This window comes from Nonomuraea sp. NPDC059194, from assembly GCF_042754765.1.
In the GTDB taxonomy this organism is placed as follows: domain Bacteria; phylum Actinomycetota; class Actinomycetes; order Streptosporangiales; family Streptosporangiaceae; genus Nonomuraea.
In genome coordinates this window covers 488,530-510,776 of record NZ_JBHZBH010000001.1, presented here as the reverse complement: position 1 = coordinate 510,776, position 22,247 = coordinate 488,530, and the positions used below count along the sequence as shown (strand labels likewise).

Here is a 22,247-nt window from a genome sequence, read left to right as displayed (position 1 = left end):
CAGCGGCGTCTGTGTCAGCGGCCCTTGGGTGGGATGCGGCGCGGCGGCGCGATGGGCCGCTGCGACATCTTGGGTATCTGGCGCGGAATCTGCGGCATCTCCCGGCCGGGGAGGTTGGTGCCGTGCTTCTTCGTGCCTGAACGAACTCGCATAAGAGTGCTCCTTTACGCAACTTGCGACGCGGCCGCATCGAAAGATGGCCGGTCGGGCAAGCTCAGCTGCCGCGTCTGGATGGACGGGGCTCAAGTGCTGAGTGGCGGTGGCTGATCCGGTCAGCCCCGCGCATCACAGGTAAAGGCGCATGGCTCAGACGTTAGGGCAGGAGCCGCACGGTGCGCAACGGATTAAATTCAGCCGCAGTAGGCGTTCCCGACGCCCTCCAGCGGGTTGCTGCCGATCTGCCCGTAGAACTCGATGCACTTGCCCTTGCCGTACACGCTGACGGGGCCCGCGTAGTACTTGTAGGTCTTGGCGTCCGTCTTCGACGCGCCGCCCTCGACGCCGAGGGTCACCCGGATGTACTGCGAGACGCCGGGCCTGTTGGTGTAGGTCATCGCGCAGTTGTAGCCGGTCGAGGAGTTGTAGTAGACGCTGATGTAGCCGCCCTTGATGGGCCAGTTGTCCAGGTGGCTGCCCGAGCAGGTGGCGGCCGAGGCGGGGCTTGCCGTACCGACCAGAACGCCGGCGCCCAGGATGGCGGCGGCGGCGATGGTGCGCAGCTTCAAGGAGTCCTCCGAGATCGTTGAGTGATCGCGGAGGACTTTACCAAGTTCGTCCCTATTTGATCGATCCGGCCGTCAGGCCGCCCACCACCTTGCGCTCGATCAGCGCGAACAGGATGATCACCGGGATGGTGGCGATCACCGAGCCGGCGAACAGGTTCTGCCAGTCCACCGAGTACTGCCCGATGAAGGAGTTGAGCGCCACCGTCAGCGGCTGGTTCTCCGGGCTGGTCGTCAGCGTCAGGGCGACCACGAACTCGTTCCACGCCGCGATGAACGTGAAGATCAACGCGGTGATCACACCGGGCATCGCCAACGGCAGGGTGATCCGGAACAGCGCGCCGAAGCGGCCGTTGCCGTCCATGAACGCCGCCTCCTCCAGCTCCCGCGGGATGGAGGCGAAGTACGCGTTGAGGATCCACACCGCGAACGCCAGGTTGAACCCGCCGTTGACCAGGATCAGCGACCACGTCGAGTCGACCAGGCCGAACTGGTAGAACTCCCGGTAGATGCCGACGAGCATCGCCGTCGGCTGGAACATCTGGGTGATCAGCACCAGGATCAGGAACGCCGTGCGCCCCCTGAAGTTGTGCCTGGCCGAGTAATACGCCGCGGGCAGCGCCACCACCAGCACCAGCAGGGTCGAGCCCGCCGCCACCTTCAGCGTCACGAACAGGTTGTCGGCCAGGCCGCCGGTCCAGAAGTTCAGCAGGTTCGACCAGTCGAACGACGCAGAGAAGTACGACGCCTCGCGCAGGCTGCTCTGCGGGCGCAGCGCGGTCAGCAGCATGACCAGATACGGGAACAGGAAGATGAACGCGATCACGTAGGCGGCGGCCGCGATGACCACCTTCTTGACCGACGGCATGGCGCCGCCCGTGACGGGACGGGAGTGGGCCATCACGCCACCTCCTGCTTCCACTTGGAGATCTTGAGGAAGATGGCGGTGAGGATGATCACCATGCCGAAGTTCACCACGGACATCGCCGCGGACTCGCCGATGTCCGAGCCCTTGAGGATGAACATGAAGATGGTCGAGGTCGCGGTGGAGTAGCCGGGCTGGCCGTGGGTCATCGACCAGATGATCGGGAAGCTGTTGAAGACGTTCATCACGTTGATGAGCGCGGCGACGGTCAGCGCGGGACGCAGCAGCGGCAGCGTGATCGACCAGTACGTCCTGAACTTGGAGGCGCCGTCCATCTTGGCGGCCTCGTAGACGTCCGAGGGGATCGTGGCCAGACCGGCCAGCAGCGCATACGTGGTGAACGGCACGGACACGAACACCGCCACAAAGATCAACCAGGGGAACGCGGTGGCGGCCTGGCCGAGCTGGTCGGCGTCGGCGCCGCCCATCGCAGGGATCAGCCCGAGATCACGCCTGATCAGGTTGATGATGCCGACCTCGGGGTCGAGCATCCACTTGAAGATGATCGAGGTCATGAGCACCGAGGCGGCCCACGGGGCGATGAGCGCCCACCGGGCGATCTTGCGTCCGGGGAAGCGCTGGTTGAACAGCTGGGCCAGCGCCAGCGAGATGAGCACCGTGAACCCGACGACCGCGACCACCCAGACGAGGCTGCGGAACATCACGGGCCAGAAATCGGTCTCGGCGAAGAGCTTGTCGTAGTTCTCGGTGCCGTTCCAGCCCCGGACGACGCCGAACCGGCTGACCTCCAGGAACGACGTCCGAACCATCTCGATCACCGGCCAGAGGACGACCAGGGCGATCAGCACCACCGCCGGTCCGATCCACGCCAGGGGCTCCAGGACGCGCAACCTTTTCATGAAGAACCTTCCATGTGAGTACGGCCGACGCGGGGGAGCGCCGGCCGTAACCCCAGAGGATCAGCTGCCCTCGGCGACCTTCTGGATGTCGCCGAGCACCTTCGCCGGGTCGTCCTTGACGGCCCCGCCGATCGTCTGCTTGATCGTCGTGTTCACCTCGGACCACTTGGGGTCCTTGAACGGGTAGAAGCTGGCGTTGGGCAGCGCGTCGAGGAAGGGCTTGAGCTTCTCGTCACCCGACAGCTTCTGGATGCCGCCGTTGGTGACGGGCAGCAGCTTGTAGTTGTCGACGATCTTCTGGGTGGCGTCGCCGGTGTAGAAGAAGTCGAAGAACTTCTTGATCTCGGCGGCGTGGCCATTCTTGTTGAACGCCATGATCCAGTCCATGACACCGAGGGTGGTGTTGAGCGGACCGGTCTTGCCGGCGATCGGGGCGACGGCGTACTTGCCGTTCACGGCGCCCTTGTCGAAGATCGGGATGGACATGGGGCCGCCGTTGACCATGCCGACCTTGCCCGCGGCGAAGTCCTCCCAGACCGTCTTGCGGTCCTTGGTGCCCGGGTTGGGGGTGGTGAGGCCCGCGTCGACCAGGCCCTTGACGTACTGGAACGCCTCGACGTTGGCCGGGGAGTTGACCGTCCACTTGCCGGAGGCGTCGGTGTAGCCGCCGCCGTTGCCCAGCATCCACAGGAAGGACTCGCCCTGCGCCTCCTCCTGGCCCAGCGGGAGACCGAACGGCTGGCTGACGCCCGCGGCCTTCAGCTTCTCCGCGGCGGCCTTGAGCTCGTCCCACGTCTTCGGCGGCTCGGCGATGCCGGCCTTCTCGAACAGCTCCTTGTTGTAGAAGAGCGCGCGAGCGGAGGACACGAACGGGATCCCGTACGCGGTGCCGTCGACCTTGCCGAAGTCGGCGAACTTGGTGAGCATGTCCTTCGACACCTCGGGCGACAGGACCTCGTCGGCCTTGTAGAGCAGGCCGTCCTTGACGAAGCCCGAGTAGTCGCCGGTCTGCAGGATGTCGGGCACCTGGCCGTTCTGGACCATGGTGGCGACCTGCTTGTCGATGTCGTTCCAGGAGATGACCTGGACGTCGACCTTGATGTTGGGGTTGGCCGCCTGGAACTGGTCCACGACGGACTTCCAGAACTTCGTGCCCGCGTTGTCCGCCGTCGGGTTGTCGCCGTAGTCGGCCGCCACCATCTTCAGCGTGACCTGGCCGCCTGCCTGTCCGGTGGAGTCGCCACCCGTCGCGGGCTGGGAGCCGCCGCCCCCGCACGCGGACAGGACCAGCATGGTGGCAAGGCCGAGAGCGGCGCCGCCCACAAGCTTGATGTTCACCGTAGATACCGCCTTCTCATCGGACGGGCGCGCTGGTCCGTACCAGCCACCTGACACCGCCCAGGGGATTCGGGTGTGCGGGAGCCACGTGCTCCACGCGTTTGCGTCAGAGTAAGCCGGTGTTAGCCAGCCGGTCTATACCGGATGGTATCGGTTTGGCAACGCCATCGCCGCGAAAAGGCCTCCACCGGTCTAGACCAGACCACAGCATTCTGCACGATTGTGCACGGAACAAGCGTCGTGGCGATACTCATCAAGCATCGAAATGGCGTCGCACGTCCTCGTCACCGGTCGGCGCCGCGATCCACGGCCCGTCGACGGACGGATCCAGCACGCCCTCCTCGAGGAAGGTGTATCTGCCGTCGAGGACATACCGCGCGAGCCTGGCGTCCTGGGCGTCGGTGTTCCGCCACAGCCGGTCGAACAGCGCGTCCACCCGGTCGCTCGCCTGGCGGCAGAACGCGTCGGCCAGCTCCACCGGACGGCGGCCCAGGTCCCGCGAATCCTCCTCCGCCCGCACGCAGGCCGCGGTCATCGCGAACAGCTCTGCGCCGATGTCGACGACCCTGCCGAGGAAGGCCTGCCGGTGCTCCAGACCACCCTGCCACCTGGACATCGCGTAGAAGGTGGACCTGGCCAGCTTCCGGCTGTCGCGTTCGACCCGCCGCAGATGGTGGGCCAGCGGGCCGAAGCGGCCGTAGGAGACGGGCAGCGTGCCGTGTCCGACCACCAGGCCGGGCAGCCACCTGGCGTAGAAGGCGCCGGCCCGCTTCAGCGCCCTCGTCCTGTCCTGCCGGGAGGCGCCGGGATCGATCAGCTCGCCCGCGACCGACAGATGCGCGTCCACGGCCTCCCGCGCGATCAGCAGCCGCATGATCTCCGACGAACCCTCGAAGATCCGGTTGATCCGCAGGTCCCGCAGGACCTGCTCGGCGGGCACACCCCGCTCGCCCCTCGCCGCCAGCGACTCGGCCGTCTCGTAGCCGCGCCCGCCCCTGATCTGGACCAGCTCGTCACCCACCCGCCACGCCATCTCCGAGGCGAACAGCTTGGCCAGCGCGGCCTCGATCCTGATGTCGGTCGACTCGTCGTCGGCCAGCCTGCTCGACACGTCCATGACCGCCTCCAGCGCGTAGGCGGTGGCGGCGATGAAGGCCAGCTTGGTCGCGACCGCCTCGTGCTCGCCGAGCCTGCGCCCCCACTGCACCCGCGCGGAACACCACCCGCGCGCGATCTTCGCCGCCCACTTGGCGCTGCCCGCGCAGATGGCGGGTAGCGACAGCCGTCCCGTGTTCAGCGTGGTGAGCGCGATCTTCAGCCCCTCGCCCTCGCGGCCGATCCTGTTGCGCGCGGGGACGCGGACACCCTCGAACCTCGTCACGCCGTTCTCGATGCCGCGCAGGCCCATGAACGCGTTGCGCCGCTGCACCGTGATGCCCGGCGAGTCCGCCTCGACCACGAACGCGCTGATCTTCCCGCGCGTCCTCGCCATCACGACCAGCAGGCCGGCCAGCACGCCGTTCGTCGTCCACAACTTGACGCCGTCGAGCACGTACTCGTCGCCGACCAGGGTCGCGATCGTCGACAGCCGCGCCGGATCGGAGCCGACGTCCGGCTCGGTCAGCAGGAACGCCGAGATCTCCCCACGCGCGCACCGCGGCAGGAACTCCCGCTTCTGCTCCTCGGTGCCGAACAGCCGCAACGGCTGCGGAACCCCGATCGACTGGTGCGCCGACAGCAGCGCCGCCAGCGCCGGACAGTAGGAGCCGACCAGCATGAGCGAACGGCTGTAGTAGAGATGGGACAGACCGAGACCGCCGTACTCCTCCTCGATCGTGATCCCGAACGCGCCGAGCTCCGCCAGCCCCTTGATCACCCGGTCGGGCACCACCGCGGTCCGCTCGATCTCCGCGGGATCCACATGCCGGTCGAGGAAGTGCCGCAGCGCCCTGACGAACTCCTCGCCCTTCTTGGTGGCGGCCTCGCCGAGCTCGGGGATCGGGTGCACCAGATCAAGCCTGAAGTCCCCGAGGAAGAGCTGCCTGCCGAAGCTCGGCCGCTCCCAAGCGGCCTGCCTGGCCTGCTCGGCCACCTCTCTCGCCTGCGCGTACTCGGTCATAACGGCCGCCTCCGTCTACCGCTTTCTTCGGATTCTCACCCCACTCCCTACCCCCGACCATCCCCGATCTCGTGGCGAATCCTCCCCGAGGTGCGGGGTGCGGCTTTTTCGGAGTCTGTACGGCAAGCCGGGTCAAGCCCACCCTCGGCGCGGGGTCGGCGTCCCTCCAGGGAGACGGCCGACGAGCGTGCGGGGCTGGGGCGGCAGACGACAGGGTCGTTGGCGTGGCGGCTTCGGCAAGCGGCGCGGCGGGCCGGGTTTACGGGCGACGTTGCGGCGAGCGGCCGGAGTCCTGCTGGAGTACGCGTGAAAGACGGACGGCCACCGAGTGACCCCGGTGGCCGTGGTGTGGCGTGCCGTACAGACGGAAGGAAGCAGAGAGCCGCGCGCCCAGGAGAAGCCGGAGTGGCTATGCGGGCACGCGGGCGACGCAGAAGACCGTCTGGCCGAAGGGGGGGCGGATGAAGCGTTCGATCAGGCGGGTCGCGGGCACCACGGTCCGGTCGTAGATCTTGACCAGGCGCGGGTCGGGGTAGCCGACGCCGCCGCGGCGCACGGCCGCCCACCAGGCGATGCCGCCCAGGAAGTTGATCGGCTTCAGCACGTCGATGTCGAGCCCCGCCTTCGCGACCGAGCTGCGCAGGGTCTTCGGCGTGTAGCGCTGGACGTGGCCGACCTTCTTGTCGAAGTCTCCGTAGAGCTGCATGTAGCCCGGCACCCAGATGATGATCCGGCCGCCAGGCTTGACGACGCGGGCCAGCGAGCGCAGCGCCTCGGCGTCCTCCTCGATGTGCTCGAGGACGTTCATCATCACGACGGTGTCGACCTTCTCCTCCATCGGAACGCGGTCCGGGAGGGCGAAGTGCAGCACGTCGATCTCGGAGCGGTCGGCGAAGCGCTTGCGCAGCTGCTCCACGCAGTAGGGGTCGAAGTCGCTCACCACGAGCCGGTCAAGGCGCGGCAGGAACTGCTCGGCGAAGTGGCCGAGCCCGGAGCCGATCTCGAGCATCGAGCGGCCGACGTGGGGGGCGACCATGTCGAACTCGTACTGCCGGTAGTTCTTCGCCTCATCGCCGCCGAGGTGGTTCTCCAGGGCCTCGTCGCCGGCGGCAGGTTGGACCACGCGGTCGTACCCAGATGACATATGTCCGTTCCTCCATGCAAAGCCGGTCCGCCCGAGTCTAGTGCCCGACCACCGCGGGGATTCACGTTATGGACGGAAGCCGTGTTCGTGCGATGGAATCTCCCCAGCCCATGGACGGCGACCTTTCCGCCTACGAGGCGCTGGTCGCTCACCGCGCCAGCAGCGGGCGCTGCGGATCGCCACCTCACTCCGGTGAGGCGAGCCAGTCGTCCACACCCTTCAGCAGCTCCTTTCGATGCGGCTCCGGCGCGCTCGACGACCTGATCGACTGCCTGGCCAGCTCGGCGAGCTCGGCGTCGGAGAACCCGTAGACGTCGCGGGCCAGCTCGTACTGCGCCAGCAGCCGCGAGCCGAACAGCAGCGGGTCGTCGGCGCCCAGCGCGATCGGCACGCCCGCGTCGAACAGCCGGCGCAGCGGCACCTCCGACGCGTCGGCGACCACCCCGAGCCCCACGTTCGACGTCGGGCACACCTCGCAGCAGATCTGCCTGTCGGCCAGCCGTTCCATCAGCCGCGGCGACTCGGCCGCCCGCACGCCGTGGCCCACCCGGTCGGCGCCGAGGTCGTAGACGCACTCCTCGACGCTTTCGGGGCCGAGCAGCTCGCCCCCGTGGGGCACGGCGATCAGCCCGGCGCGTTTGGCGATCCTGAACGCGTGGTCGAAGTCGCGGGCCCGTCCGCGCCGCTCGTCGTTGGACAGGCCGAAGCCGACCACGCCGCTGTCCCTGTATTGGGTGGCGAGCCTGGCCAGGGTCCTGGCGTCGAGCGGGTGCCTGGTCCTGTTGGCCGCCACGACCGTCGCGATGCCGATCTTCGCCTCCGTCGCGGCCTTGCCGACGGCGTCCAGCATCAGTTCGAGCGTGGCGGTCAGCCCGCCGAACCTGGAGGCGAACCCCGACGGGTCGACCTGGATCTCCAGCCAGCCCGAACCCTCCGCCGCCTCGTCCAGCGCCGCCTCGCGCACGAGGCGGTAGATGTCCTCCTCGCGGCGCAGCACCGACCTGGCGATGTCGTAGAGGCGCTGGAACCTGAACCAGCCCCGCTCGTCCGTCGCGTGGAGCTGGGGCGGCCAGTTCTCCTCCAGCGCGTCGGGCAGGTGCAGGCCCTGCTCCCTGGCCAGCTCGATCAGGGTCGAATGCCGCATCGACCCGGTGAAGTGCAGGTGCAGGTGGGCCTTGGGCAGCGAGGCGAGCGGACGTGGCATTTCCATATGGTGCCACTCAACCCGCCGTGGGGTTGACGCGTTGGGAGGGGCGAAAGGGGACCTCGCTGATGAAGGAAGAAGATGAGGCGGCTTTCGACGAGTTCCTGGCCGCCCGAAGCACGTCTCTGCTGCGTACCGCCATCCTGGTCTGCGGCGCGACGCAGCACGACGCGGAGGACCTCGTGCAGCACGCGCTCGAGAAGGTCTATCGGCACTGGTCGCGCATCAGGCACGACAATCCCGACGCCTACGCGCGCAGGACCGTGGTGAACGCGGCCATCTCCGCCGCCCGCCGCCGCAAGATCATTCAGGAGATCACGTTCTCCAGGCCGCCCGAGACCGAGGCCAGGACGCCCGATCTCGACCTGCGGGACGCGCTCATCGCCGAGCTGCGCAAGCTGCCCGTGCGGATGCGGGCCGTGCTGGTGCTGCGCTACTGGGAGGACATGAGCGAACACGCGACGGCCCAGCTGCTCGGCTGCTCGCTCGGCACGGTGAAGAGTCAGGCGGCGCGGGGGCTCGCCAGAATCCGCGAGAACATCAAGGAAGGAGTGCTCGTATGAAGGTGGAGGAGGCCCTCGCGGACGCCATGGCCGCGAGCGTGTCCGAGGTCAAGGCGCCGCCCACGATGGGCGCGGGCGTGCGCAGGAAGCACAGGGGACACGTCATCAGATTCCGTATGGCAGGCGCCGTGATGGCCACCGCCGTACTGGCCGCGGGAGCACCGGTCTACCAGGCGGTGACGGCGGGGCCCGAGCCGAGCGGCGTGGCCAACAGCACCGTGCGGGTGGTGACCCAGGTGACCGTGCCCGACGTGATGAACATGACGTTCGAGGAGGCGCAGGCGGCGCTGCGGGCGGCCGACCTCGTCGGTGAGAAGGTGTCGGGCACGGAGAAGGTGGGCTTGCAGAGTCCGAAGGCGGGCGCGGACGTCGCCCCCGGCTCGACGGTCCGGCTGTTTTTGCGCGTGACAGAGCGCAACGAGCTCGGCCTCCTGGGCGACGGCCGCACGTTCGGCGGCATCACGCTCGACTACCTGCCGGACGACCTGTCGTGGGGCAAGTCATCCAACAAGTGGGAGGGCCGGTCCGGAGGCACCACCTACACCACGACCTACGACCTGCCCGATGAGCCGAACGGCTACTACGGCATCCAGGTCTTCGTCCACGAGGGACGCACCGCCGAGCGCGTCGACGCCCTCCTCCAGCGCGACGCCGTCGAGCACGTCGACATCGGGGGGAAGAAGGGCTACCTCGCCGACGTCAAGGCGGACAGCGACTACGGCAGGCTCGGCGCACAGCCGCGCGAGGAGTCCTGCTGCACGCCCACCCTCGGCTTCAGGGTCACCGACAAGCTCGCCGTCGAGGTGGCGATGAACCCGTCCAGAGCCCGGAAGCTCAGCAACGAGGAGATCGCCGCCGAGTTGAAGAAGATCGCCGAAGGGGTGCGCTCCTCGAAGTGACCTTCGAGGAGAAGGTGGGCATTAAGGAGGTATGGCGCCTGACGAGTTAGTCGCCGACCAGGGCGGAGGACGGCGGGCCGCGCTCGCTCTCGCCGCCCTGGGGGTGTCCGTTCTAACGATCTACGCCATCTTCTCCTCCGGGTTCGGGCGCGTCGCGACGTCCGCTGTCGCCACCCCCGCCCCGCCGACCCCGATCCCGTCCCAGGCCCCGACCCCGACCGCTCCCGGCATCACGGTCGTCGCCGACAACTTCTGGCTCACCTACCTGCCGCCCGGGCTGACCCGCACGGGCGGCGGCGCCGTGGAACCCGAGCCGGGCGTCGAGGGCGGCTGGGCCCGCTACGCCGCGGGCTCCGCGTTCGTCGAGGTGCAGGTCGAGCACGGGACCGTCGCCGCCGACTGGGACACCTACCGGCAGCGGGCCACCGTCACCTCGCCCCGCGAGACGACCGTCCGCGGCAAGCCCGCCGTCGTCGGCAGGCACCCGAGCGGCGGCATGATGATCGTCTGGCTGGAACGCACAGGGACGGGTGCGTGGATCCGCGTCAGCGACACCCTCGCCGAATCGCTCACCCTGTTGGCGGCCTCCGTACGGTCGCCCGCGTAATCCCAGGCAACCCTTCCGCGGGCCCAGGCGTACAAGGGGTATGGAGACCACCGAGTGATCGCGTTCGCCGACTACGTGGCGGCGCGCGGCACCAGCCTCCTGCGCCTCGCGCACCTGGCCTGCGGGTCGCGCGAGGAGGCGGAGGACGTCCTGCAGACCGCGCTGGAGCGCGCCTACCGCAGCTGGCACCGCCTGCGCAAGGACGCCGACCCCGAGCCCTACGTCAGGCGCATCATCGTCAACACCGCGATCAGCCGCGCCCGCCGCCGCGCGATCGTGCGGATCATCTCGACGGGCGCGCTCCCCGAGGTGCCGGTCGCGGGCGTGGACTCGGGTGTCGAGCTGCGGCAGGTCCTCGCCGCCGGGCTGCGCCTGCTACCGCCCAGGCAGCGCGCGGTGGTGGTGCTGCGCTTCTGGGAGGACCTGACCGAGGCGCAGACCGCCGAGACCCTCGGGTGCTCGGTCGGCACCGTCAAGAGCCAGACCGCCAAGGCGCTGGCCAAACTGCGCGCGCTGATCGTCGTGGAGGAGGTGCCCAGCGATGTTTGAGATCGAGCTGAGGCAGGCGATGGCCGAGGACAGCGCCTACCTCTCCGCCGCACCCGACCTGGTGGAGCAGGTGGTACGGCTCTCGCGGCGGCGTCGCCGTACCAGGCGAAGGGTTGTGGCGGTGGTGGCCGCGCTGGCGCTGGCACTGGCCGGATGGGTGCTGGTGCCGCGGGACGAGCAGCGGGTGGCCACCACGCCGAGCACCACCGGCCGCCTCGACGACGTCAAGGTCCGCCACGTGCCCCCAGGGCTGGGCAAGCCGGTGCAGGGTTCGTCGGGCGCCGGCGAGCTGCTGGCCGGCACGCTCACCTGGAGCTCGGGCGACGACCTCGTTCGGGTGAGCAGGTACGGCAAGACCGGCGACCCCGACACGCGGGGGCTGATGGCCGGACAGACGTGGACGTCCATACGGGGCAGGAACGCCAGGACCTCCGACGACGGCAGTGACCTGCTCTGGGCCGAACGGCCGGGACTGCTGCTCAGGGTGACGGTCGGCGCCAACCACATCGCAGAGCTGCGCATGATCGCCGAGGAGCTCGCGCTGATCGACCCCACAGGGCCGGCGGGCGGCGTCGTAGAGGGCACGCGCGTCTCCTACCTCCCGCCCCGCGTCCACCTCCATGACATCGCCACGAGGAGCGACGGAGAGACGGCGAAGACGTGGACCGGCGCGGACGGAAGGCAGGTCACGCTGGTCGCCGTGAGGGGCAGACACGCGGCCTCGCTGGACCGACTCGCCGCGTGGAGTGCTGGAGACTGGCTGAACGGTTCCCGAACGACCGTCAACGGGAAACCGGGCTACCGCAACGGGCCCAGAAGCCGGCTGATCGGCCGGCTGTGGCTGCAGCAGCCGGGGCTCGGGTTCGCCCTGAGAGTGAGCGGCAACCTGGAGCCCGAGATCGACCGCATCCTCGCGGGCATCACCCCCGTTCCGGCCTCGCGGGGTCTTCCGGTGAGCTTCGAGGGAGTGACCGTCACCCACCTCCCGCCGGGGTTCACGGCGGGAGGAGACGGCGGTCTCGACGGTCGCGGCAGGTCGTGGAACCGGGCGGGCAGCGGGATCTCGATCGAGGTGGTCAGAGGCGAGCGGGCCCGCACCGTGCGGCGCCTGTCCCACGTGTCGTGGCCGACCGACGAGCGATTCCTTGACCTGGCCGACACCATGGTGGGCGGGCGCCGCGCGCTCACGGGCAGGGTCGTGGGCGCCGACGGCGACCCCAAGGGGCGGATGGTGCTGTGGACGGTCAGGCCGGGGTACGGCGTCCGCGTCTACCTGAGCGACGACCTGGCCAACGACCTCATGGACATCGCGCGGGGCGTCCGCGTCGCCCCTCGTGGAACGGCATGACGACGACCTGCGACGCGGATCGGTCGCCGGAAGGGCCGGGCCGGCCCTTCCGGCGGTTCAGCTCGCCTCGGAGAGCAGCTTCTGCAGGCGGCTGACGCCCTCGACCAGGTCGTCGTCGCCCAGCGCGTAGGACAGGCGGAAGTATCCGGGAGTGCCGAAGGCCTCACCGGGAACGACCGCGACCTCCGCCTCCTCCAGGATCAGCTCGGCCAGCTCGGCGGAGGTCTGCGGGCGCCTGCCCCTGATCTCCTTGCCGAGCAGCGCCTTGACCGACGGGTAGACGTAGAAGGCGCCGAGCGGCTCGGGGCACACCACGCCCGGGATGTCGTTGAGCATCCTGACCATGGTCTTGCGCCGCCGGTCGAACGCCTCGCGCATCTCCTCCACCGCCGACAGGTCGCCGGAGACGGCGGCCAGCGCGGCGATCTGGGAGACGTTGGCGACGTTGGAGGTGGCGTGGGACTGCAGGTTCGTCGCGGCCTTCACCACGTCGGCGGGGCCGATCAGCCAGCCGACCCGCCAGCCGGTCATCGCGTAGGTCTTCGCGACGCCGTTCAGGATGACGACCTTGTCGCCGAGCTCGGGGACGGCGGTGGCGATGCTGGTGAACTCGGCGCCGCCGTACACGAGGTGCTCGTAGATCTCGTCGGTGACGACCCACAGGCCGTGCTCGGCCGCCCACCTGCCGATCGCCTCGACCTGCTCGCGGGAGTAGACCGCCCCGGTCGGGTTGGACGGCGAGACGAACAGCAGCACCTTGGACCGCTCGGTGCGGGCCGCCTCCAGCTGCTCGACCGAGGCCAGGTAGCCGGTCGTCTCGTCGGTGACGACGTCGACCTGCACGCCGCCGGCCAGCTTGATCGCCTCCGGGTAGGTCGTCCAGTACGGCGCGACGACCAGGACCTCGTCGCCGGGGTCGAGGAGCGTGGCGAACGCCTGGTAGACGGCCTGCTTGCCGCCGTTGGTCACCAGGACCCTGGAGGCGTCGACCTCGTAGCCGGAGTCACGCAGGGTCTTGGCGGCGATCGCCTGCTTCAGCTCGGGCAGGCCCCCGGCGGGCGTGTACTTGTGGAAGCGCGGCTCGCGCGCCGCCTCGACGGCAGCATCGACGATGTAGCCGGGCGTCGGGAAGTCGGGCTCGCCCGCGCCGAAGCCGATGACCGGGCGGCCTGCCGCCTTCATCGCCTTCGCTTTGGCGTCGACGGCCAGCGTGGCGGACTCTGAGATCGCGGAGATGCGTGCGGAGATGCGGCTGGACATGACGACCATCGTAGTGCGGGCAAGCCGTCGCGACCTGGGCGATCGTGTTTTGGTTCGACGTAGCGGTCATTCCCCCGTACACTTTCGCATGGTCCTGCCGCCGCATGTCGATGTGGTGATCGGTCCGGGCAAGCGGTCAATCGATGTAGTGTGGTTGACGACATAGGGCAATGGCGCAATTGGTAGCGCTCCGGTCTCCAAAACCGGCGGTTGGGGGTTCGAGTCCCTCTTGCCCTGCTGAGTGCGGTCCGCGCAGCAAGGCGTGCAAGCGCGCCGCGCAACTGCGTTGGATACGACAGATCAGGTGAGGACTGTGGCGATCGACACGCACAGCGAGACCGCAGGCAAGCCGAGCGGCGAGAAGAAGCAGAAGCGCACTTCACCAGCCCTTTTCTATCGGCAGGTCGTCAACGAGCTGCGCAAGGTCATTTGGCCGACGCGTAAGGATCTCATCACCTACACCACGGTCGTTCTGGTATTCGTTCTGATCATGGTTGCGATCGTGTCGGGGCTTGACGCCCTGTTCACGGAGGGCGTCCTGCGGATCTTCGGCGGCAGCTGACCCGACGCCTGACAGGGCACCATTCGATTCGACGAAAGAGGAAAAGTCACCGTGTCCGAGACTTCAGACACCCCTCGCGAGGAGTGGGACGACGACGTCGCCGCTGAGGAGGCCATCGACGAGGTCGAGGAGACCGAGCTCGATGAGGCCGACGAGCCCGACGACGCCGAGGTCGAGGAGACCGAGGAGGCCGAGCAGGCTCCGGTGACCGTCGACGAGGCGGCCGAGGTCGAGGTCGAGGAGGACGTCGACCCCGTCGAGGAGTTCAAGCGTTCGCTGCGCGGCCAGCTCGGCGAGTGGTACGTCATCCACTCCTACGCCGGCTACGAGAACCGCGTGAAGTCCAACATCGAGAGCCGCAACGTGTCGCTCAACATGGAGGACTACATCTTCCAGGTCGAGGTGCCCACGCACACCGTCCAGGAGTTCAAGAGCGGCAAGAAGGTCCCGGTCAAGGAGCGCGTGCTGCCCGGCTACGTGCTCGTGCGCATGGACCTCACCGACGAGTCCTGGGCCGCCGTGCGCAACACGCCAGGTGTGACCGGCTTCGTCGGCCTTTCCAACAAGCCGAGCCCGCTCAGCCTCGACGAGGTCGCCAAGCTGCTGGCGCCCGAGCCGACGGAGGAGGCCAAGAAGGCCACCGCCAAGACCGCCACGGGCCCCACGGTCGAGTTCGAGATCGGCGAGTCGGTCACCGTCATGGACGGCCCGTTCGCCACGCTGCCCGCCTCGGTCAGCGAGATCAGCCCCGAGTCGCAGAAGCTCAAGGTGCTGGTGTCGATCTTCGGCCGCGAGACCCCGGTCGAGCTGTCGTTCAACCAGGTCTCGAAGATCTGACCGGCTCGCATACACTCGATGGGGAACGCGTGACCCCGGCAGTGCGCTAGCCGCCGAGGATCGCGTCACACGTTCTCGTCGACACGACGTTCGGCAGGCCGTCCCTCGCGAAGGGCGGCCTTCCGACATGTCCGCCCGCACCCGCGCGCGGACCGCATCACGATCAGGACCCGGAGAAGGACACATGCCTCCGAAGAAGAAGATCGCGGCACTGGTCAAGGTCCAGCTTCCCGCTGGCCAGGCCACGCCCGCCCCGCCGGTCGGTACCGCCCTCGGTCCGCACGGCGTCAACATCATGGACTTCGTGAAGCAGTACAACGCTGCCACCGAGGCCCAGCGGGGCAACATCATCCCCGTTGAGATCACCATTTTCGAGGACCGCAGCTTCACCTTCATCACGAAGACGCCCCCGGCGCCTGAGCTGATCAAGAAGGCGCTCGGCCTCGACAAGGGCTCTGCGGTTCCCCACAAGGACAAGGTCGGCAAGCTGAGCCGCGAGCAGCTGCGCAGCATCGCCGAGACCAAGATGCCCGACCTCAACGCCAACGACATCGAGGCCGCTGAGAAGATCATCGCCGGCACCGCCCGGTCGATGGGCATCACCGTCGCTGAGTAAGTCCATCCTGTTCCACCGTGGGAGGGCCACGCGCTGGCCCGCGACCACAGACTCCACCGAGGAGACCCGAAGTGAAGCGCAGCAAGGCGCACAAGAACGCGTCGGCCCAGGTCGACCGCGACAAGCTCTACACCCCTGCCCAGGCCGCGAAGCTGGCCAAGCAGACCACCACCACCAAGTTCGACGCCACCGTTGAGGTGGCGCTGCGGCTGGGTGTCGACCCTCGCAAGGCCGACCAGATCGTGCGCGGCACGGTCAACCTCCCGCACGGCACCGGTAAGACCGCCCGGGTCCTGGTCTTCGCGACCGGTGACCGTGCCGAGGCTGCCCGCGAGGCCGGCGCCGACATCGTCGGCGCCGACGAGCTGATCGACGACATCGCCAAGGGCAACCGCCTGAACGAGTTCGACGCCGTCGTCGCCACCCCCGACCTGATGGGCAAGGTCGGCCGCCTGGGCCGTGTCCTCGGCCCGCGCGGTCTCATGCCGAACCCCAAGACCGGCACCGTGACGCCGGACGTGGCCAAGGCCGTGACCGACATCAAGGGCGGAAAGATCGAGTTCCGCACCGACCGTCAGGCGAACCTCCACTTCATCATCGGCAAGACGTCGTTCGACGAGCGCCAGCTCATCGAGAACTACGCCGCCGCCCTTGACGAGGTGCTGCGTCTCAAGCCGTCCGCGGCCAAGGGGCGTTACCTGAAGAAGGTCACCTTCTCCACCACGATGGGCCCGGGCGTCCCGGTCGACCCCAACGTGACTCGCGCGCTGACCGCCGAGCTCGAGGGCTGATCTCCCTTCTCTCGCCGGAAGACCCCCGCAGGATGTCCTGCGGGGGTCTTCCGCTTTCTCGCCCTCTGCGGCCTTCTGCTGTTCCGGCGTGCTCGTGCGCGCGGACGACCGGCGTTCCTCGGTCTGTACGGCACAGCGGGGTCAGGCGCCTCCGTGGTCCTGTGGTGGCAGTCCGTCCAGGGGACGCTCCTCGGGAGCCGCCGCCTCCCGCCGCTACGGACGGCCGGCCACAGGCCGTCGCTTGCCCCTCGCGACGCCCGCCGGCAGCCCGCCGCCCCCGTCCGCCAAGGACTGCCTGCCACCGGCCGCCGCTTCCCGTCGCGTCGGACGCCGGCCACCGGCCTTCCGTTGGGGTGCCCGGCCACGTGCGCTCGGTGACGCGTATCCCTCGGCAGACGCCCGCCACGTGCCAAGGGTGGCGCGTGGTACGGCTTGCCGTACGGGATGGATATGGACCGGAACCACCATGAAACAGGAGGCTCAGGGATGACCCTGGAGTTTCCCTGAGTTGGTCGGGGGAAGCCGACATGCGTGAATCTGAGACGTAGTGTCGAAGGCATGCTGAAGCGCAGGATTACTCTCGCCGTCGCCGCGACGGGCGCCGCCGCTCTCGTCGCGGTCGCGGGTTGTGGATCGACCGGATCGGCCGCGTCAGGCGCGGTGCCCATTCAGGCCAAGCTGGCCGCCGCCGAGGTCCTGGAGCAGGCCGCGCAGAAGACCCAGGAAGTCACCAGCTACACCGTCGACGGCGTGGTCGAGGTGTCCCATCCGCAGGAGGGCACCGGCAAGGTCCAGGGGCGCATGGTCTACCAGAGCCAGCCGCAACTGGCCGCCGACCTGACGCTCGACACCGCTAACTTCGGCGGGCAGAGCCTGCCGGGCGGCGCGCGCGCCGTGCTGCAGGGCGACACCGTCTATGTGAAGGCGGAGACGCTGAACAAGGTGCTGGGCACCGCCAAGCCGTGGATCAAGGTCCCGCTGAGCGAGGGCGGCGCCGAGGCCAAGCAGTTCCTCGACCAGGTCCAGCGGTTCGACCTGGCGAACGTCACCAAGCTCGTCACCGCCTCGCAGAACGTCAAGCAGGTCGGCACCGAGACCGTGGGCGGCGTCGACACCACCCACTACAGCGGCACGTTCCCCGTCGACGCGGCCGTGTCGCAGCTGCCCGCCGACAAGCAGGAGCAGGCCAAGCAGCACATGGCCGAACTCCAGAACGTCACCTTCGACATCTGGGTCGGCTCGGACGGCCTGCCGCGCAAGCTGGCCATGGCCGGCGAGGAGAAGGGCGCGAAGTTCACCGCGAACCTGTTCTTCAAGGGCTTCAACGAGCCGGTCTCCATCGCCGCCCCGCCCGCCGACCAGGTGGGCGACCTTCCCAGGAACTGATCCCAGCGGGGCGATTTGGCATCTTGACGAGTCGCCCCTATTCTGGTGCTTGCCAAAGACCGCCGGTCGTCGCTGGGTGCCTCAAGGCCCGGTGACCGAAGGATCCACACAGCGTGGACGGCCCGCGTAGGTGAGATGCGAAGTTCTTCCGTGTGTGTTTTCACATGGGTGAGCCCCGTGCGCCTGCGCCGGGGCTTGTTTCATGTTCAGAGGCCTTCGCCGGTGGCACATCTGGAAGGAGGCCCATGGCGAGGGCGGATAAGGCGACAGCGGTTGCCGAGCTCAAGAGCGAGTTCGAGGGCAGCAGCGCCGCCGTTCTGACCGAGTACCGCGGTCTCACCGTCGCACAGCTCAAGCAGCTGCGTATTGCGCTCGGTGGGAACGCGAAGTTCGCCGTGGCGAAGAACACCCTGACCAAGATTGCAGCCAACGAGGCCGGCATGACGGGTCTCGACTCGCTGCTGGTCGGCCCGACGGCCGTCGCCTTTGTGACGGGCGACGTGGTCGAGGCCGCCAAGGGTCTGCGTGACTTCGCCAAGGCCAATCCCCTTCTGGTGATCAAGGGCGGCTTCATGGAGGGCAAGGCCCTCGATGCTGCCGAGATCACCAAGCTCGCTGACCTCGAGTCCCGCGAGGTTCTCCTCGCGAAGCTGGCCGGTGCGATGAAGGCGAAGCAGTCCGCTGCTGCCGCCGTGTTCGCCGCGCTGCCCACCAACATGGCTCAGCTGGCCGACGCCCTTCGCGCCAAGCGCGCGGAGGCGGGCGAGTAAGACCGGGGATTGCCGCAACTTCACCGCGGTCCCGTAACACCATTTAGCAAGATCCATACGGAGGAAACATCATGGCGAAGCTCAGCACCGACGAGCTGCTCGACGCGTTCAAGGAGATGACCCTCCTCGAGCTTTCCGAGTTCGTGAAGCTGTTCGAGGACACCTTCGACGTCAAGGCCGCCGCTCCGGTCGCCGTTGCCGCCGCTGCCGCCCCGGCCGCCGCCGCTGAGGAGGCCGCGGAGCAGGACGAGTTCGACGTCGTCCTCGAGGCCGCCGGCGACAAGAAGATCCAGGTCATCAAGGAGATCCGCGCGCTGACCTCCCTCGGCCTGAAGGAGGCCAAGGACCTGGTCGACGGCGCTCCGAAGCCGGTCTTCGACGGCAAGGTCAACAAGGAGCAGGCGGAGAAGGCCAAGGCTGCCCTCGAGGGCGCCGGCGCCACCGTCACCGTCAAGTAAGACGGCGCGTCTTTTCGGAAAGAGCGGAACACACCCTGGTGCCGGGTGGGTTCCGCTCTTTCTGTTTTCCGGGGTCGGTTCTCCGGTCGGCACGGAGCGACGACCATGGGGGCTCGGGAGCCTCAACGAGGGACCGCTCGGGGCAGGGGCCGGGTACAGGATCGACTAGGCGTGACGACCACAGGGCTCGGCGAGGTCCGAAGCGGCTCAGGGGCGCGTGAGTGCCTCCTCCAGTTCCTCGGCCGTTCCTCCGACCCGGCGGGCCGTACGGCCAGCGGACAAGCCACGATGGCGGTCGCGCTGCGGGCACTGACATAACCGCCGAGTAACAATCCCGTCGAGTTATTGGAATGGATTCCAATTCGCGGGAAGCTCCGTAACAGCGATCCTGCGGTAAGTCCGTTACCACCGGCGTTGGAAGGTGACCTGTGGGCGTCGAGGTCGTGGTCGATGGGTTGACCAAGTCGTTCGGTCGGCAGGTCATCTGGGAGGACGTCTCGCTGACCCTCCCCGCGGGCGAGATCTCCGTCCTGCTCGGACCCTCGGGCACCGGCAAGTCGGTCTTCCTCAAGACCCTCGTCGGCCTGCTGCGCCCCGAGCGCGGCCACATCTGGATCGACGGCTACGACCTGGCCAACTGCAGCGAGAACAAGCTCTACGAGCTGCGCCGCCTGTTCGGCGTCCTGTTCCAGGACGGCGCGCTGTTCGGCTCGCTCAGCCTCTACGACAACATCGCCTTCCCGCTGCGCGAGCACACCAAGAAGAACGAGTCGCAGGTTCGCCAGATCGTCATGGAGAAGATGGAACTGGTCGGACTCGTCGGCGCGGAGGGCAAGCTGCCGGGCGAGATCTCCGGCGGCATGCGCAAGCGCGCAGGGCTGGCCCGCGCCCTGGTGCTCGACCCCGAGATCATCCTGTTCGACGAGCCGGACTCGGGTCTCGACCCGGTCCGCACCGCCTACCTCAACCAGCTCATCGTCGACCTCAACGCCGAGATCGAGGCGACGTTTCTCATCGTCACCCACGACATCAACACCGCGCGCACGGTGCCCGACGACATCGGGCTGCTGTTCCGGCGCGAGCTGGTGATGTTCGGGCCGAGGGAGATGCTGCTGTCCAGCGACGAGCCGGTGGTCAGGCAGTTCCTCAACGCCCGCAGGCACGGCCCCATCGGCATGTCGGAGGAGAAGGACGTCTCCGAGCTGGAGGCCGAGGCGCAGATGGGCCACGACCCGGGAGCGCTGCCGCCGATCCCGCCGCAGCTGATGCCCAGCGGCAACGGCATCCGCCGTACGCAGAAGCCGCCGGGCTCGTGGCTGGCGGCCAACGGGGTGATCCCGCCGCAGGGCTCCTTCGTCGACGAGCGCGGCCGTAATTGGCTGGAGGAGTACCCGAGGCTCGTCAACGCCCATTTGAACGGCGTGCGCTGAGCCCCCACCCCTGCGACGCGCTGGGGGTCGGTTCGTTGAGCGCATGACGCCGTGTGCGCCTTCCGTCAGCCGTCAGGCGGGCGAAGGGCCGATGCCCCCAGGGGCGCCCGGTGGTGTGGTGTACGGCCACGCCGTGCCCGCCGAGAGGGCCGGAAGGCGAGGCAGACCGCTGTGCGCGGCGAGGGCCAGAAGACGAGGGAGAAACCGCGCACGGATGGCGGAGGCCGCGCCCTCTGCTCCGGCAGGGCAGGGTGCTGGGCACGCGGCAGGGCGTGCGAGTGGGTGGCGAGCGGAGGTCGGGGACCCGGAAGGCCCGGAAGGGAGCCGCAGGACGCGGGTGGCGGCGACCGCGGCCGAGGCGCCGAAGGCCTCCGGGATGCCGGGCGGGCGGCGGGGGAGCGGGAGTGGGTGGCGAGCGGAGGTCGGGGTCCTGGGAGCCTCGGGAGGGCTGCAGGACGCGGGGTGGCGGGCGACCGGCAGGGTGGGTCCGGCGCGGTGGGCGCCGCAAGCATCCCGCCTGAGACTCGACGAGCCCGGGCTCCGACAGGGCGTTCGGCCGGGGCAGGGGCCAAGGTGGTCATGGAGATTGCCGAGGTGGCTCCTGCCGTACAGGATCCGCCTCCGGAAGGTCCCGGAACCCCTGCCCGCCCCCAGCGTTCCGGGTCTGGAGGAATGGGGTGAGCGTTATGATCCCGCGATATGGCAGGCACTGCTGACTCCTCCCGGTCGGTGACCGTGGTGCGCACAGTGACCGTCGCGCTGGCGGCGGTTCTTGTGCTGGTGGCGGGGGTCGCCGTCTGGCTGAGCGCGCAGCTGCGCGACGAGGAGGTGGCGGCCGCCGACCGCCGGGCGGCGATCGAGGCCGCCGCCGCCCACGCGCTCAACCTGCTCTCGCTCAGCTACAAGAGCGCCGACGAAAGCATCGCCAAGATCCTCGCCACCTCCACTGGGGCCGCGTACGCCGAATATCACGCGGGCGCGCCCAAACTGAGGGAGACCACGATCGCCAACAAGGTGGTGCAGACGGGGGCGGTGCGCGCCTCGGGGTTGGTCTCGATGGCGGGCGACAGCGCGAAGGTGCTGGTCGTGGCCGACTCCACGATCAAGTGGGAGCACACGGGCACGCCGCCGCAGGACCGCTATTACCGGTGGTCGATGGACCTGTCCAAGGTCGGCGGCCGGTGGCTGGTCGCCAGAGCGGAGCAGGTGCTGTGAGGATCGCGATCGCGGCGGTGCTGGCCGTGGCCGTGGCCTTTGTCGGCTGGGTCTCGCTGCGGATGCACGGGGAGCTGGACGAGCTGCGGGGTGGGCGGGCGGCGGGGGAGCAGGCGATGGCCGCCGCCAGGACGCTGGCGCCTGACCTGCTGTCCTACAACTACCGGACGATCGACGACGACCTGGACAGGGCGCAGGCTCTGACCACGGGTGAGCTGACCCACCGTTTCACGGAGCTGCGCACGTCGCTGGTGCCCAGGGCCACCGAGCAGCGGACCGTGCAGGAGGTTACCGTCGCCGGTGCCGCCGTGCAGGACGCCACGCCGGACAGGGTGTCGGTCCTGCTGTTCGTGAACATGGGGACGACCAAGCAGGCGCACGGCGATGCCCAGCCGCGTCAGCAGGTGATCCAGAACCGCGTTAGATTCGTCATGGTGAAGGATGGGTCGCGCTGGCTCGTGGGCGACCTGTCCACCCTCGTGGGCAGCACCTGATGTCGGGCATGTCCCGACATTCAATTGTTATCAAATTCCAGGTTTAGCGAGCCTTTGAAGTTGGGTACGTCTGTCACGGTTCCACCGATCGTCAGCATGGTTTCGGGCCTCGGTGTGACAGAGCGTTAGCGGCCCCGGCTCACGGGTATC

General features: G+C 68.6%; 25 protein-coding genes and 1 tRNA gene. 17 read left to right on the top strand and 9 right to left on the bottom strand.

The annotated features are described in order from the left end of the window. Positions 1–14: 14 nt before the first annotated feature. From ACFXJ8_RS02475 to ACFXJ8_RS02440, 8 genes are all read right to left on the bottom strand, one after another. Positions 15–152, bottom strand: a complete 138-nt coding sequence (locus ACFXJ8_RS02475) for a hypothetical protein (protein ID WP_379641996.1) — start codon at positions 150–152, stop codon at positions 15–17. Between the two features lie 198 nt (positions 153–350). Beyond that, positions 351–725 carry a hypothetical protein gene (locus tag ACFXJ8_RS02470; RefSeq protein WP_379641995.1) on the bottom strand — a complete coding sequence of 125 codons (375 nt, stop codon included), beginning with the start codon at positions 723–725 and terminating at the stop codon, positions 351–353. 52 nt (positions 726–777) lie between these two features. After that, positions 778–1,623 (bottom strand): carbohydrate ABC transporter permease, encoded by an 846-nt coding sequence (locus ACFXJ8_RS02465; protein WP_379641994.1) that lies wholly within the window; start codon positions 1,621–1,623, stop codon positions 778–780. Beyond that, positions 1,623–2,507 (bottom strand): carbohydrate ABC transporter permease, encoded by an 885-nt coding sequence (locus ACFXJ8_RS02460; RefSeq protein WP_379641993.1) that lies wholly within the window; start codon positions 2,505–2,507, stop codon positions 1,623–1,625. Before ACFXJ8_RS02460 ends, ACFXJ8_RS02465 begins: the two co-directional genes overlap by 1 nt. A 60-nt stretch (positions 2,508–2,567) precedes the next feature. After that, positions 2,568–3,845, bottom strand: a complete 1,278-nt coding sequence (locus ACFXJ8_RS02455; RefSeq protein ID WP_379641992.1) for an extracellular solute-binding protein — start codon at positions 3,843–3,845, stop codon at positions 2,568–2,570. Positions 3,846–4,098: 253 nt separating this feature from the next. Further along, positions 4,099–5,964 (bottom strand): acyl-CoA dehydrogenase family protein, encoded by a 1,866-nt coding sequence (locus ACFXJ8_RS02450; RefSeq protein WP_379641991.1) that lies wholly within the window; start codon positions 5,962–5,964, stop codon positions 4,099–4,101. 409 nt (positions 5,965–6,373) lie between these two features. Continuing rightward, positions 6,374–7,108, bottom strand: coding sequence for a class I SAM-dependent methyltransferase (locus ACFXJ8_RS02445; protein ID WP_379641990.1), 735 nt, complete (start codon positions 7,106–7,108; stop codon positions 6,374–6,376). Positions 7,109–7,292: 184 nt separating this feature from the next. Further along, positions 7,293–8,318, bottom strand: a complete 1,026-nt coding sequence (locus tag ACFXJ8_RS02440) for an adenosine deaminase (RefSeq protein ID WP_379641989.1) — start codon at positions 8,316–8,318, stop codon at positions 7,293–7,295. A gap of 62 nt (positions 8,319–8,380) precedes the next feature. On the opposite strand from ACFXJ8_RS02440, the gene ACFXJ8_RS02435 reads away from it, so the two are divergent. From ACFXJ8_RS02435 to ACFXJ8_RS02415, 5 genes are read left to right on the top strand one after another with little or no spacing between them, the layout of a single operon-like run. Continuing rightward, complete coding sequence (locus ACFXJ8_RS02435) at positions 8,381–8,875, top strand: SigE family RNA polymerase sigma factor (protein WP_379641988.1); 495 nt, start codon at positions 8,381–8,383, stop codon at positions 8,873–8,875. After that, positions 8,872–9,774, top strand: a complete 903-nt coding sequence (locus ACFXJ8_RS02430) for a PASTA domain-containing protein (protein ID WP_379641987.1) — start codon at positions 8,872–8,874, stop codon at positions 9,772–9,774. Before ACFXJ8_RS02435 ends, ACFXJ8_RS02430 begins: the two co-directional genes overlap by 4 nt. Positions 9,775–9,805: 31 nt before the next feature. After that, positions 9,806–10,381, top strand: a complete 576-nt coding sequence (locus tag ACFXJ8_RS02425; protein ID WP_379641986.1) for a hypothetical protein — start codon at positions 9,806–9,808, stop codon at positions 10,379–10,381. A 54-nt stretch (positions 10,382–10,435) separates the two neighbouring features. Next, the gene (locus tag ACFXJ8_RS02420) at positions 10,436–10,930 is read left to right on the top strand and encodes a SigE family RNA polymerase sigma factor (RefSeq protein ID WP_379641985.1); all 495 of its coding nucleotides are present in this window, start codon (positions 10,436–10,438) and stop codon (positions 10,928–10,930) included. Beyond that, positions 10,923–12,278 (top strand): hypothetical protein, encoded by a 1,356-nt coding sequence (locus ACFXJ8_RS02415; protein ID WP_379641984.1) that lies wholly within the window; start codon positions 10,923–10,925, stop codon positions 12,276–12,278. The genes ACFXJ8_RS02420 and ACFXJ8_RS02415 overlap by 8 nt, the downstream gene beginning before the upstream one ends. Before the next feature lie 57 nt (positions 12,279–12,335). Here ACFXJ8_RS02415 and ACFXJ8_RS02410 read toward each other — a convergent pair whose 3' ends face one another. After that, positions 12,336–13,538, bottom strand: coding sequence for a pyridoxal phosphate-dependent aminotransferase (locus tag ACFXJ8_RS02410; protein WP_379641983.1), 1,203 nt, complete (start codon positions 13,536–13,538; stop codon positions 12,336–12,338). Positions 13,539–13,702: 164 nt separating this feature from the next. On the opposite strand from ACFXJ8_RS02410, the gene ACFXJ8_RS02405 reads away from it, so the two are divergent. From ACFXJ8_RS02405 to ACFXJ8_RS02350, 12 genes are all read left to right on the top strand, one after another. Beyond that, positions 13,703–13,775, top strand: a tRNA-Trp gene (locus ACFXJ8_RS02405). Positions 13,776–13,851: 76 nt separating this feature from the next. After that, complete coding sequence (secE, locus tag ACFXJ8_RS02400; protein ID WP_183650941.1) at positions 13,852–14,100, top strand: preprotein translocase subunit SecE; 249 nt, start codon at positions 13,852–13,854, stop codon at positions 14,098–14,100. Between the two features lie 51 nt (positions 14,101–14,151). Then, on the top strand, positions 14,152–14,937 hold the full coding sequence (gene nusG, locus ACFXJ8_RS02395; protein WP_379641982.1) for a transcription termination/antitermination protein NusG: 786 nt from the start codon (positions 14,152–14,154) through the stop codon (positions 14,935–14,937). A gap of 184 nt (positions 14,938–15,121) precedes the next feature. Next, complete coding sequence (gene rplK / locus ACFXJ8_RS02390; RefSeq protein WP_327087736.1) at positions 15,122–15,553, top strand: 50S ribosomal protein L11; 432 nt, start codon at positions 15,122–15,124, stop codon at positions 15,551–15,553. A 71-nt stretch (positions 15,554–15,624) separates the two neighbouring features. After that, positions 15,625–16,344 carry a 50S ribosomal protein L1 gene (gene rplA / locus ACFXJ8_RS02385; RefSeq protein WP_379641981.1) on the top strand — a complete coding sequence of 240 codons (720 nt, stop codon included), beginning with the start codon at positions 15,625–15,627 and terminating at the stop codon, positions 16,342–16,344. Positions 16,345–16,902: 558 nt separating this feature from the next. Further along, positions 16,903–17,730, top strand: a complete 828-nt coding sequence (locus tag ACFXJ8_RS02380; protein WP_379641980.1) for an LppX_LprAFG lipoprotein — start codon at positions 16,903–16,905, stop codon at positions 17,728–17,730. A gap of 245 nt (positions 17,731–17,975) precedes the next feature. After that, positions 17,976–18,500, top strand: coding sequence for a 50S ribosomal protein L10 (rplJ, locus tag ACFXJ8_RS02375; protein ID WP_379641979.1), 525 nt, complete (start codon positions 17,976–17,978; stop codon positions 18,498–18,500). 71 nt (positions 18,501–18,571) lie between these two features. Beyond that, positions 18,572–18,958, top strand: coding sequence for a 50S ribosomal protein L7/L12 (gene rplL / locus ACFXJ8_RS02370; RefSeq protein WP_379641978.1), 387 nt, complete (start codon positions 18,572–18,574; stop codon positions 18,956–18,958). A 171-nt stretch (positions 18,959–19,129) separates the two neighbouring features. After that, positions 19,130–19,276, top strand: a complete 147-nt coding sequence (locus ACFXJ8_RS02365) for a hypothetical protein (protein ID WP_379641977.1) — start codon at positions 19,130–19,132, stop codon at positions 19,274–19,276. A 110-nt stretch (positions 19,277–19,386) separates the two neighbouring features. After that, positions 19,387–20,388, top strand: coding sequence for an ABC transporter ATP-binding protein (locus tag ACFXJ8_RS02360; protein WP_379641976.1), 1,002 nt, complete (start codon positions 19,387–19,389; stop codon positions 20,386–20,388). Positions 20,389–21,087: 699 nt separating this feature from the next. Continuing rightward, a complete protein-coding gene (locus ACFXJ8_RS02355) occupies positions 21,088–21,603 on the top strand; it encodes a hypothetical protein (RefSeq protein ID WP_379641975.1) in 516 nt (171 codons plus the stop codon). After that, a complete protein-coding gene (locus ACFXJ8_RS02350) occupies positions 21,600–22,097 on the top strand; it encodes a hypothetical protein (protein ID WP_379641974.1) in 498 nt (165 codons plus the stop codon). Before ACFXJ8_RS02355 ends, ACFXJ8_RS02350 begins: the two co-directional genes overlap by 4 nt. Positions 22,098–22,247 lie beyond the last annotated feature (150 nt).

Coding starts and splice junctions, on each gene's coding strand:
- ACFXJ8_RS02475 (WP_379641996.1), bottom strand. CDS start 152: ATGCGAGTTCGTTCAGGCACGAAGAAGCACGGCACCAACCTCCCCGGC.
- ACFXJ8_RS02465 (WP_379641994.1), bottom strand. CDS start 1,623: ATGGCCCACTCCCGTCCCGTCACGGGCGGCGCCATGCCGTCGGTCAAG.
- ACFXJ8_RS02460 (WP_379641993.1), bottom strand. CDS start 2,507: ATGAAAAGGTTGCGCGTCCTGGAGCCCCTGGCGTGGATCGGACCGGCG.
- ACFXJ8_RS02450 (WP_379641991.1), bottom strand. CDS start 5,964: ATGACCGAGTACGCGCAGGCGAGAGAGGTGGCCGAGCAGGCCAGGCAG.
- ACFXJ8_RS02445 (WP_379641990.1), bottom strand. CDS start 7,108: ATGTCATCTGGGTACGACCGCGTGGTCCAACCTGCCGCCGGCGACGAG.
- ACFXJ8_RS02440 (WP_379641989.1), bottom strand. CDS start 8,318: ATGGAAATGCCACGTCCGCTCGCCTCGCTGCCCAAGGCCCACCTGCAC.
- ACFXJ8_RS02435 (WP_379641988.1), top strand. CDS start 8,381: ATGAAGGAAGAAGATGAGGCGGCTTTCGACGAGTTCCTGGCCGCCCGA.
- ACFXJ8_RS02430 (WP_379641987.1), top strand. CDS start 8,872: ATGAAGGTGGAGGAGGCCCTCGCGGACGCCATGGCCGCGAGCGTGTCC.
- ACFXJ8_RS02425 (WP_379641986.1), top strand. CDS start 9,806: ATGGCGCCTGACGAGTTAGTCGCCGACCAGGGCGGAGGACGGCGGGCC.
- ACFXJ8_RS02415 (WP_379641984.1), top strand. CDS start 10,923: ATGTTTGAGATCGAGCTGAGGCAGGCGATGGCCGAGGACAGCGCCTAC.
- ACFXJ8_RS02410 (WP_379641983.1), bottom strand. CDS start 13,538: ATGTCCAGCCGCATCTCCGCACGCATCTCCGCGATCTCAGAGTCCGCC.
- rplK (WP_327087736.1), top strand. CDS start 15,122: ATGCCTCCGAAGAAGAAGATCGCGGCACTGGTCAAGGTCCAGCTTCCC.
- ACFXJ8_RS02380 (WP_379641980.1), top strand. CDS start 16,903: ATGCTGAAGCGCAGGATTACTCTCGCCGTCGCCGCGACGGGCGCCGCC.
- rplJ (WP_379641979.1), top strand. CDS start 17,976: ATGGCGAGGGCGGATAAGGCGACAGCGGTTGCCGAGCTCAAGAGCGAG.
- rplL (WP_379641978.1), top strand. CDS start 18,572: ATGGCGAAGCTCAGCACCGACGAGCTGCTCGACGCGTTCAAGGAGATG.
- ACFXJ8_RS02355 (WP_379641975.1), top strand. CDS start 21,088: ATGGCAGGCACTGCTGACTCCTCCCGGTCGGTGACCGTGGTGCGCACA.